Raw genomic sequence first — 9,612 nt, 5'->3', positions numbered from 1 at the left:
GATGCCGATGAGCCGCTGGCAGCGGCAGCCACGCGTGGTCGCGTCCCGTCACCGCTCGGGTAGGCGGAGGGCGGGAATGGATCAGGTTCGCGGCGGGGAGCGGGTACCCGGGTAGGAGGGCTTACCTGCGTCGGGCGAACCCGTCTCGCTCCCGGTAGTGGTCGCGTCGTTCCTTGTCGAGGTGTTCGATGGCGTAGCGCAGCATCGTGCGCGGCATGGTGGCCGCGTGCTCGTCCAGGAAGGCGATGAGCCGGTCGGGCTGCCTCCTCCCGGCCTCCCGGACCCATCCTCCGACCGCTTTGTGGATGAGGTCCTCCTTGTCGTGCAGCAGGATCTCGGCGATGCGGAAGGTGTCGTCCACCTGGTCGTGCCTGATGAAGTAGAAGGTGCTCACCACCGCGGTCCGGCGTGCCCAGATGTTCGGGGAGCGAGCCAGCTCGTAGAGGATGCCGCGGGGTTTGTCGAACAGGTAGCCTCCGACCACGTGGGGGGCGGCTACATCGACCAGGTCCCAGTTGTTGATCCGGTCGATCCGCCGCAGGTAGAGGTCGAACAGCTCCTGGCGCCTGGACTCCGGCGTCCTCCGGCGCCGCGCCTGCTTGTCCATGATGCTCAGCCCGCCCGCTCTGACCTCATGGAGCGGGCTTTCCAGGAGCCGCTCGACCTGGGTCGGCGCCATGTCGATGAATTCCTTGGCGAGGGCGAAAACCTGTCCCATGCGGACGCCGAGGAAGGTGTCGCCTTCGCCGTACTCCCCGGGACCGGACTTGAAGTAGCGCTGGATCTTCTGGAGTTCCTCCTCCGACCGGTGTTGGTGGAGTCGTTCGACGAAGTCGTCCGCCGTGAGTATGGTCGTCATCCACCCATCCCTGTGCTTCCGCTTCGGCCGGGGCCGAGTGCCGCCGGCAGTACGAGCCCGGTGATCAGGATCGGGACGAGATCTGCTGGAGGGCCCACTGGTTGCCGTCGGGGTCCGCGAAGAACGCGAAGCCCACGTTGTCCAGGTCCTCACCCTCCTCCGCCCGCCGGAAGCCCTCTGGACCGGCGACCTGGACCGCACTGATCTCGACGCCCCGGCCCAGCAGTTCCTCCCGGGCCGCGCGGATGTCGCGGACGACGAGCTGGAGCCCCTGCAACGATCCCGGTTTCATCCGCACCAGGCCGGTGCCGAGGACGATCGAACATCCCGAGCCCCTCGGCGTCAACTGAACGATGCCAGGACCGCCGTCGACCCTGGTGTCGTGGTCCACCACGAAACCCATCTGCTCCGCGTAGAACTCCTTGGAGCGGTCGATGTCGGCGACCGGCATCGTGACGACTTCCAGGGTCCAGTTCATGTGCGGCTCCTCTCTGTCTGACCCTGCTGTGCTTGTCGGTGTGCGGGCTAGCCCTCGGGTTCACTCGGAGCCCTGGACCGACGCGAGCAGCACGTCGAGCCGGGCGTGGCTTTCCCGCAGGCCTCGCTCCATCGGAGTGCGCAACGTCCTGTCCCGCGCCTCCCGGGAGGGGTGCAGGATCGTGCTGGTGACCGTGGTGCGTCCGGCGCGTTCCACGAACCTCGTCGTCACGAGGAGGGTGAGGTCGGGGTGGTCGGCTCCGTCGTAGGACTCGGTGTGAACGAGGAGCCGTGCCGGCTCGATGTCGCGGTACACGCCGGACTGGGTCATCTCCGCGCCGCCAGGACCTCGGGAGACGAACCGCCACGTGCCACCGACCCGCAGGTCCACTTCGCACTCCACCAGGTTCCAGCCTCGTGCGCCGAACCAGCGGACCAGCAGGTCGGGTTGGGTCCAGGCGGCGAAGACCAGGTGTGCGGGGGCGTCGAAGGACCGCCGGAGCGTGATCTCGAGGTCCGAGGGGGTCATGACGCGCACCGAGGTGGCGTCGCCGGCGAGCGACATCAGTGGACGTCCGACTTTCCGTCTCGTTCCGACGTCAGATCAGCGAGGACCGCGTCCAGCCGCTGGAAGCGTTCCTCGCTGATCTTGCGGAACTCCTCCAGCCAGTCGACCGCCAGGCGGAGGGGAGTGGCGTCCAGCCGGGAGGGGCGTCGTTGCGCGTCGCGGCCCCGAACGACGAGGCCAGCCCGTTCGAGCACCTTCAGGTGCTTGGAGATCGCGGGCTGGCTGATGGAGAACGGCGCGGCGAGTTCCGTCACTGTCGCCTCCCCCTGGGCCAGACGGGCGAGGATGGCGCGTCGGGTCGGGTCGGCGAGTGCGGCGAACGTCTTGTCGAGCGCATCGGATCCCATCGTCCACAACCCTCCGGTTTCATTACCATTGAGTTTTATACAGTGCCAGCGAAGCGGGAGCAAACCCGACGGAGGTGGGGTTGCCCCTCGGACGAACGGTCGTGCCGGGGGCGCGGCCTGGCGTGCGACGCCCACCCCACGCGGCGATCTGCCGGCGACTACCGCTTCGCCGTGGCGCGGCCCGTCCCGCCCAACGCCGAGACGAGCAGGTCCGCCAGCAGCTTCCCGTGCCGGAAGTCGGGGTCGGGATCGCGGTCCGGGTCGTAGATGGTCACATCCACCCCGGCCAGACGGGGTGAGTCGGCCAGGTGGCCCAGCGCGACGCCGAGCTGGTCGGCGGTGAGGCCGCCGGGTTCCGGACTGTCGACGGCCGGCATCACGCTGGGGTCGAGGACGTCGGCGTCCACGTGGACCCAGAACCCGTCCAGCCCGGGGCGTTCCACCGTCCGCAGTGCCTCTTGCGCTGCCCCGGTCGGATCGTCGGCGACGGCCGTGGAGGTGATGACCCGAAGGCCGGCGGCCCGGGCGTCCGGGAGGTACTCGTCGTCGGGGCGCACGCCGAGCGCCACCGTGGCGGTGGGGTGGACGTAGGGGCGTGTCCCGTCGAGCTCCGCCAACATCCCGCCACGTCCGGTGGCCAGCGCGAGGCTCTCCCCGCCAGCGGCTCCGACCGCGTCGCTGTTCCCGGGGTGCCGGTAGTCCAGGCCGTCGAAGGACACCAGGCCGAATCTGCCCCGTCTCCGCAGGTGCGCACCGACGCCGACGAGGATGGAGCAGTCGCCGCCGAGCACCAGCGGGAGTCCACCCTGGCCTGTGATCCTGTCGAGCCGGGCGGCGAGCCGGGCCGCGTGTTCGGCGATGGTGGCCTCGTTGCGGACGGTGCCGGGTGTCCAGTCCGGGCGGTAGCGCCCCGGGGTGACTACCCCGGCGTCCACGGCGCCGAGCGCGGTCAGCAGGCCCGCGTCCCGCAGCACCCCGGGTGCCTTGCCGCAGCCGGGCACCCCGCCGTCCGGCGGGGGCCGCAGCCCGAGGTTGGAGGGTGCGTCGAGCACCGCGATGGATCGCGCACGTCCTGCCACGTCACTCCGTTCACTGGGCGCCCGGGAGGGTGCTGGCGCGTCGCCGGGGTGGCACCGGCGCCCCGCTCAGTCCCGTGAGTCGGGCTCGGCTGTCCGCCCCTGCCCGACGGGGAGACCGGAAGTATTCCGCAGCACGGTGACAAGTTCCGCCGGTCTGGTGAAGGGGATGTCGTGACCGGCTCCCTCGACGACGTGCAGGGTTGCGCCGGGGACCCGGTCACTGGTGATCCGCGCGGACTTCCGCATGAGCCGGCGCTCCTTCTCCCCCACCAGTACGGCGACGGGGGTGGACACCGTGGACCACGCGGAGGGGAGGGTGAAGCGGATGTTCTCCCCGACGCTGGCCACCAGCGTCTCCCTGGTCGTCGCGGCGCTGTCCCGGACGTAGTCGGGGGTCAGGTCGGCGGGGATGGCCAGCTGCCTGGCCTGGGCTCGCGCGAACCACGCGCGCCGGGCCAGCGACGCGGTCGCCGACACCAGGGCCAGCGTGGTGCCCGGCATCGGGGCGGGTGTGGTCTCCGCGCTGACGACGACGGCGCCGCGCACGAGGTCGGGGTGGTGCGAGGCGAGCAGGATGGCCAGTTGGGCGCCGAGTGAGAACCCCACGACGTGGACCCCCCGGGGCGCGGTGCGCCTGATCAGGTCCGCCAGTTCGGAGACGGTTTCCTGGTGGGAGACGTAGGGGCGGTGGGCGGTGCGACCGAATCCGGGCAGGTCCGGGACGATCGCGGTGACGTCCCGGCCGAGGTGTTCGAGGACCGGTCGCCACATCCAACCGCTGACGCCCGCGCCGTGTAACAGCAGGACCGGGGTTCCGCTACCGAACGTGTCGCTGTGCATGGTGTCGTCCTTCGTGGCCGGTTCGGCCGTGGGAGTGGCACCACCCGCGCCAGGCGGGGGTGGATGGCCGGGCGCTGGGGGGGGCGGGTCGCCGTCACGTCGGCCCGGCGGGTGGAGGGCCGCCTGGGGAGCACGGGAGGCGACGGGCGGACCGCTCCGCTCCTCGATCCGTGACGTCCGGGGCCACCGCGTGCTGCCAGGCGGTCGGCGCGCCGAGGAGGACCAGGGGTGCGCACTGCGACGAACCTCCGCATCCCGACCCGTCGTGATGACCGGAGTCTATCGGCGACCTCCGGTCCGACCGGCGTTTTCCACGAATTCGACGGAGCACAGTGGACGTCGGAGCGTTCCGCCGGGACGACCGGGTGCGGTGGAGCGCGACACCCGGTACCCAGGCGCACCCGCCCGGGCCGTGGCCGACGGGCGCGTGTCCACGGGACCGGCGCCGGCGGCTCACCACCGGCCGCGGCTCGTCGGACGACTCCGTGCGACCGAGGTCAGCGCGCAGCCGCCGGGACGGGTGGCACGGAGTGCCGGGGACGCCGGGCGGCCGCACCCCCGCACCCGGTCACGTGCTCGCCGCCCCCGTGCCACCTCGCCCGCCGGGTACGTCGTCCTTGATCGTCTTCATCGGGAAGCGGGACTGGAGCTTCGACAGCCCGGGGACGGCCATCAGGCGCTGGGTCAGGAACCGCTCGTAGGTCGCCAGGTCCGCCACCGCGACGACCGCGTGGTAGTCGGGCGCGCCGAACATCCGGCGCGCCTCCACCACCTCGTCGAAGGACACCAGCGCGGCCTCGAACCGTTCGAGGGTGGCGCGGGCCTGGTCGGTGAGTTCGAGGTCGACCAGGACCTCGAAGGCCCGGTCGAGGGCGTGGGGGGCGATGCGGGCGTGGTAGCCGAGGATCACGCCCTCGTCCTCCAGCCGCCTGATCCGGCGCAGGCACGGCGAGGGGGTGAGGCCGACGCGGTCGGCGATCTCGGTGTTGGCCAGACGGCCGTCGCGGCGCAGGTGGTCGATGATGGCGCGATCGGTGCGATCCACGCACTGAGTGTGCCCCGATACCCCCGTTCACCAGCAACATCCGCAATCGGCTTTCGCGGTGTCCGTCCTAGTCTGGCCACAGCCGCCGCCAGGAGAAGGGGCAGGACATGGGCAGGACCACCGACCCTCGAACGACCGTGCGGACCGCCGAGTCGGCGGACGAGTTCTGGGCGACGGCTCGTCGCCACCTGATCCGCTACGCGCGCAACGACTTCGTGCCCGCCATCATCGAGCGGGCGGCGGGTTCCGAGGTCTTCGACTCGGAGGGCCGCGCCATCCTGGACTTCACCTCCGGGCAGATGAGCGCACTGCTCGGCCACTGCCACCCGGCGATCGTCGAATGCGTCAACCGGTCGGTCTCCAGGTTGGACCACCTGTTCAGCTGGATGCTCAGCCGTCCGGTGGTGGACCTGGCCGCCGCGCTGGCGGACACCCTGCCGCCCGGGTTGGACCGGGTCATGCTGCTCAGCACCGGTGGCGAGTCCAACGAGGCGGCCATCCGGATGGCCAAGCTCCACACCGGAGGCCACGAGGTCGTCTCCTTCGACCAGTCCTACCACGGGGTCACGCACGCCGCCGGTGCGGCGACCTACGGCATCTCCCGACGCGGCTACGGCCCGGTCACCCCCGGCAACCTTGTGATCCCCACCCCGAACTCCTACCGGCCGCTGTTCGAGCGGGACGGCCGGCACGACTGGCGGGCCGAACTCGACCACGCCTTCGCGATGGTCGACCGCCAGTCGGTGGGCAGTCTGGCGGCCTTCATCGCCGAACCCATCCTGAGCACGGGTGGGGTGATCGAGCTGCCACCGGGGTACCTCACCGCGCTCAAGCGCAAGTGCGAGGAACGCGGGATGCTGCTGATCCTCGACGAGGCGCAGACCGGTCTCTGCCGCACGGGTGACTGGTACGCCTTCCAGAACGAGGGCGTCGTCCCGGACATCCTCACCCTGTCCAAGACGCTCGGCGCCGGGCTCCCGCTGGCGGCGGTCGTCACCAGCGACGAGATCGAGGCCACCTGCCACGACCGGGGCTTCTACTTCGGCACCACCCACGTCTCCGATCCGCTCGCGGCGGCGGTGGGGCTCACCGTCGTCACCGTCCTCGCGGAGAACGCCTTCGACCGGACCGCGCGGCGGCTCGGTGACCGGCTGCGCCGCGGGCTGCTCGAACTCCAGTCCCGGCACGAGCACGTCGGGGACGTGCGGGGCCGGGGCCTGCTCCAGGGCATCGAGCTCGTCACCGACCGTGAGACCAAGGTCCCGGCGCACGACTTCGGTGGGGAGGTCACGCGGACCTGCTTCGAGCTGGGCCTGCACCTGAACATCGTCCAGTTCCCCGGGAGCAGCAGCATCTTCCGGATGGCACCACCGCTGACCACCAGCGAGGACGAACTGGACCGGGGGCTGGGCATCCTCGACCAGGCCCTCACGACCGTCGTCGGGCGCGGCTGAGGGTGGAGTCGCCCGGGAGCGGTCCCGCGAGAAGCGGGTCGGTCAGGAGGCCTCCCGACTCCCGGCCCGCGTGGTGGAGGTCATCGGTGGGGTCCCGGACCACCCCCGTCCCGTTCTTCGGAGGCGGGCCCGCGCGGGGGGAGGGCGGCCGCCGTGGCGACCGCCCTTCCCAGGACGGGTGGTCCGCGTTCCGCACCGGCCCGAGGCCAGGTGAGGCGTGCGTCGCCGGGGTGAGCGGGACGCCGCACCGGTCGCGAGCGGTCAGCTCCGGGCGGCGCGGTCGAACAGGCGTGCCGTCAGCAGTGTCGCCCCCACACCCAGACCGACGAGCCAGAGCAGCGAACGGGTGAGGGTGGTCGAGTCCGGAACGCTGGTGGCCAGCCCGCGCAGCGCGTCGGTGACGAGGGTGACGGGCTGGTGCTCGGCGAAGCCGCGCAGGAAGCCGGGCAGGTTGTCGGCCGGCATGAACGCGGTGGACAGGTAGGGCAGGAACAGCGCGATGAAGCTGAACATGCCCGCCGACTCCACGGACTTCGACGCGAGCCCCCAGGCGGCGGCGATCAGCGTGAACACGAGGACGTAGGCCGTCAGCAGGCCCACGATGCCCAGCCACTCCAGCGGGGTGGCGGTCGGCCGGAAACCGAGGGCGACCGCGACGAGCAGCACGATCACGATGGAGGCCAGGTTGCGCAGGACGCTGGCGAGAACGTGCCCGAAGATGACCCCGGACGCGCGGACGGGCATGGTGCGCAGCCGCTGGACGAAGCCCTTGGAGACGTCGGTGTGGACGGACGTCGCGGTGAGGGCGGCGCCGAAACCGGCGCACAGCAACATCACCCCGGGGGTGACGTAGTCGGTGTAGGAGCCGCCCACGGTGGAGTCGAGGGCGGCGCCGAACACGGTGACGAACAGCACCATGATCGCCACCGGCGCGACGACGGCGGTGACCAGGCTGTCGAGGTCGCGCAGTGAGCGGGTGATGCTGCGCTTGGCGAAGACCAGCTCCGTGGGGAGTGTCGCGGTGCTCATCGGGCGGGTTCCTTGTCGGTCGGTGCCGTCGCGCTGGTGTGGCCGGTCAGGGCGAGGAAGGCGTCGTCGAGGGTGGGGTTCTGGACGGTGAGGGTGCGGACGTGGCGCCCCTCGGAGTGCAGGCGGTTGAGCAGGAGGCGGACCCGTTCGGGGTTGCCGTCGGTGACGGACCGGATGACGGTCCCGTCGTCGAGGACGAGTTCGACGGTCTCCCGGCCGACTCTCCTCTTGAGCTCCGCCGCCGTGCCCGAGGCGACGATCGCCCCGCCGTCGAGCACGGCGATGCGGTCGGCGAGGACGTCGGCCTCCTCCAGGTACTGGGTGGTGAGGATGATGGTCCGCCCGCCGCGCGCGAGCCGGGTGACGACGTTCCACAGCGCCGCCCGGCTCCGGGTGTCCATCCCGGTGGTGGGTTCGTCGAGGAAGATCAGCGGCGGGGAGGCGACCAGGCTGGCCGCCAGGTCCAGGCGGCGGCGCATCCCTCCCGAGTAGTGGCCGACGCGGCGGTGGGCCGCCGTGGTGAGGTCGAACTCCTCGAGGAGCTCGTCCGCCCGCCGTAGCGCCGCGGTCTTCCCGAGCCGGAGGAGTCGCCCGACCACCACGAGGTTCTCCCGGCCGGTCAGCTCCTCGTCGACCGACGCGTACTGCCCGGTGACGCTGATGAGTTCGCGCACCCTGGCCCGGTCGCGGACGACGTCGTGCCCGAGGAGCCGGGCGGTCCCGCCGTCGGCTCGGACCAGGGTGGTGAGGATGCGGATCAGGGTGGTCTTGCCGGCGCCGTTGGGGCCCAGGAGGGCGAAGACCTCGCCCTCCGGGACGGCGAAGGTCACGTCCCGGAGGACCTCGCGGTCGCCGTAGCGCTTGCGGATCCCGGAGACCGCGAGAGCTGGCTGGGCTGCGGCGGAGGGATCAATGAGTGGTGGTGTGAGCTGGGGCGATGACCTCGTCATATCTACAGCGTAACCGTTACTCAGTACGAGTGCGCAAGGGTTACGCAGTACGATGGCCGCATGGCGATCGACCACGAGGAGAACCCCGCACCCCCGGACGTCCCGCGAGCGGCCCTGCTGGCCTGGGGCAGGTCGCCCGCCACCACCAAGGGGCCCCGGCCGAAGTGGACGCTCGAGCGGATCCTGGAGGCCGGCGTCCGACTCGGCGATGAGCAGGGCATCGACGCCATCACCATGAGCGGAGTCGCCAAGGCACTCGGCAGCGGGACCATGTCCCTCTACCGGTACGTGGAGTCGCGGGAGGACCTCGTGGTCCTCACGGCCGACCGCGCCCTCGGCCCGGGGGCCACCCCCGAGGGCGCGGACTGGCGGAACCGGCTCCGCGCCTGGGTCCGAGACCTGCGGAGCGCCTACGAACGGCACCCGTGGCTGACCGCGATCCCCGTCGGGACGGAAGCGCTGCTGCCGTCCTACCTGCACCGGCTGGAGTCGGGACTGGCATGCCTGGAACCCACCGGGATCCCCGGAGAGCGCGCGGTGACCGTGCTGACCATGCTGTGGACCTACACGCGGGGTGAGGTCGAGCAGGCCGCCCAGCTCGCCACCCTCACCGAGGAGGCGACCACCGGCGTCAACCAGGTCCTCGCCGCGCGCCTGCGCGCCCTCACCGGTGACGCGTTGCCCCGGGTTCTGGCCACCCTCGAGCAGGACACGGTGTCGAACTCGAGCAACGACGACGAGTTCGACGCGGCGATCTCCATCGTCCTCGACGGACTGGCACCCCACGCCGAGCGGTAGCCCCTCCGCCGGAGAACCCAGCAGGAGCCGGTGGAGAACCGGCGGGGCGCTGGTCGTGGATCTCCGGTCCGCCCTCGTCGTCCCACCGCCCCCAGCACGCGGAGCGGAACCGCGCCCCCGGGCGGGCGGGGACCACCCCGCCCGGGGACCGGCGGCGAGCGCTCCC

The 9,612-nt window shown here is 71.5% G+C and carries 11 protein-coding genes; 2 read left to right on the top strand and 9 right to left on the bottom strand.

Features of this window, described 5'->3' with window-relative positions; genetic code table 11:
* Positions 1–121: 121 nt before the first annotated feature.
* From ACTIDRAF_RS0211655 to ACTIDRAF_RS0211625, 7 genes are all read right to left on the bottom strand, one after another.
* Complete coding sequence (locus ACTIDRAF_RS0211655) at positions 122–859, bottom strand: DNA alkylation repair protein (protein ID WP_016698920.1); 738 nt, start codon at positions 857–859, stop codon at positions 122–124.
* A 64-nt stretch (positions 860–923) separates the two neighbouring features.
* Positions 924–1,337 (bottom strand): VOC family protein, encoded by a 414-nt coding sequence (locus tag ACTIDRAF_RS0211650; RefSeq protein ID WP_016698919.1) that lies wholly within the window; start codon positions 1,335–1,337, stop codon positions 924–926.
* A 60-nt stretch (positions 1,338–1,397) separates the two neighbouring features.
* Positions 1,398–1,901, bottom strand: a complete 504-nt coding sequence (locus tag ACTIDRAF_RS0211645; RefSeq protein WP_016698918.1) for an SRPBCC family protein — start codon at positions 1,899–1,901, stop codon at positions 1,398–1,400.
* The gene (locus ACTIDRAF_RS0211640; protein ID WP_016698917.1) at positions 1,901–2,251 is read right to left on the bottom strand and encodes an ArsR/SmtB family transcription factor; all 351 of its coding nucleotides are present in this window, start codon (positions 2,249–2,251) and stop codon (positions 1,901–1,903) included. Before ACTIDRAF_RS0211640 ends, ACTIDRAF_RS0211645 begins: the two co-directional genes overlap by 1 nt.
* Before the next feature lie 158 nt (positions 2,252–2,409).
* Positions 2,410–3,330 carry an arginase family protein gene (locus ACTIDRAF_RS0211635; RefSeq protein ID WP_039786887.1) on the bottom strand — a complete coding sequence of 307 codons (921 nt, stop codon included), beginning with the start codon at positions 3,328–3,330 and terminating at the stop codon, positions 2,410–2,412.
* A gap of 66 nt (positions 3,331–3,396) precedes the next feature.
* Positions 3,397–4,170, bottom strand: coding sequence for an alpha/beta fold hydrolase (locus ACTIDRAF_RS0211630; RefSeq protein ID WP_016698915.1), 774 nt, complete (start codon positions 4,168–4,170; stop codon positions 3,397–3,399).
* A gap of 568 nt (positions 4,171–4,738) precedes the next feature.
* Complete coding sequence (locus tag ACTIDRAF_RS0211625) at positions 4,739–5,215, bottom strand: Lrp/AsnC family transcriptional regulator (RefSeq protein WP_016698914.1); 477 nt, start codon at positions 5,213–5,215, stop codon at positions 4,739–4,741.
* Between the two features lie 107 nt (positions 5,216–5,322).
* On the opposite strand from ACTIDRAF_RS0211625, the gene ACTIDRAF_RS0211620 reads away from it, so the two are divergent.
* Positions 5,323–6,669, top strand: coding sequence for an aspartate aminotransferase family protein (locus ACTIDRAF_RS0211620; protein WP_016698913.1), 1,347 nt, complete (start codon positions 5,323–5,325; stop codon positions 6,667–6,669).
* Positions 6,670–6,930: 261 nt separating this feature from the next.
* On the opposite strand, the gene ACTIDRAF_RS0211615 is transcribed toward ACTIDRAF_RS0211620, so the two are convergent.
* Complete coding sequence (locus ACTIDRAF_RS0211615; protein WP_016698912.1) at positions 6,931–7,698, bottom strand: ABC transporter permease; 768 nt, start codon at positions 7,696–7,698, stop codon at positions 6,931–6,933.
* Positions 7,695–8,648: an ATP-binding cassette domain-containing protein gene (locus ACTIDRAF_RS0211610; protein WP_083886247.1), complete on the bottom strand. Its 954-nt coding sequence runs from the start codon at positions 8,646–8,648 to the stop codon at positions 7,695–7,697. Before ACTIDRAF_RS0211610 ends, ACTIDRAF_RS0211615 begins: the two co-directional genes overlap by 4 nt.
* A gap of 60 nt (positions 8,649–8,708) precedes the next feature.
* On the opposite strand from ACTIDRAF_RS0211610, the gene ACTIDRAF_RS31945 reads away from it, so the two are divergent.
* Positions 8,709–9,446, top strand: coding sequence for a TetR/AcrR family transcriptional regulator (locus tag ACTIDRAF_RS31945; RefSeq protein ID WP_016698910.1), 738 nt, complete (start codon positions 8,709–8,711; stop codon positions 9,444–9,446).
* Positions 9,447–9,612 lie beyond the last annotated feature (166 nt).

The sequence above is a fragment of the Actinoalloteichus spitiensis RMV-1378 genome (genome assembly GCF_000239155.1).
Lineage (GTDB): Bacteria > Actinomycetota > Actinomycetes > Mycobacteriales > Pseudonocardiaceae > Actinoalloteichus_B > Actinoalloteichus_B spitiensis.
This window is presented reverse-complemented; position numbering and strand designations above follow the sequence as displayed.

Excerpts from the sequence above, each read along its gene's own strand:
- ACTIDRAF_RS0211655 (WP_016698920.1), bottom strand. The coding sequence starts at position 859 with ATGACGACCATACTCACGGCGGACGACTTCGTCGAACGACTCCACCAA.
- ACTIDRAF_RS0211650 (WP_016698919.1), bottom strand. The coding sequence starts at position 1,337 with ATGAACTGGACCCTGGAAGTCGTCACGATGCCGGTCGCCGACATCGAC.
- ACTIDRAF_RS0211645 (WP_016698918.1), bottom strand. The coding sequence starts at position 1,901 with ATGTCGCTCGCCGGCGACGCCACCTCGGTGCGCGTCATGACCCCCTCG.
- ACTIDRAF_RS0211640 (WP_016698917.1), bottom strand. The coding sequence starts at position 2,251 with ATGGGATCCGATGCGCTCGACAAGACGTTCGCCGCACTCGCCGACCCG.
- ACTIDRAF_RS0211630 (WP_016698915.1), bottom strand. The coding sequence starts at position 4,170 with ATGCACAGCGACACGTTCGGTAGCGGAACCCCGGTCCTGCTGTTACAC.
- ACTIDRAF_RS0211620 (WP_016698913.1), top strand. The coding sequence starts at position 5,323 with ATGGGCAGGACCACCGACCCTCGAACGACCGTGCGGACCGCCGAGTCG.
- ACTIDRAF_RS0211615 (WP_016698912.1), bottom strand. The coding sequence starts at position 7,698 with ATGAGCACCGCGACACTCCCCACGGAGCTGGTCTTCGCCAAGCGCAGC.
- ACTIDRAF_RS0211610 (WP_083886247.1), bottom strand. The coding sequence starts at position 8,648 with ATGACGAGGTCATCGCCCCAGCTCACACCACCACTCATTGATCCCTCC.
- ACTIDRAF_RS31945 (WP_016698910.1), top strand. The coding sequence starts at position 8,709 with ATGGCGATCGACCACGAGGAGAACCCCGCACCCCCGGACGTCCCGCGA.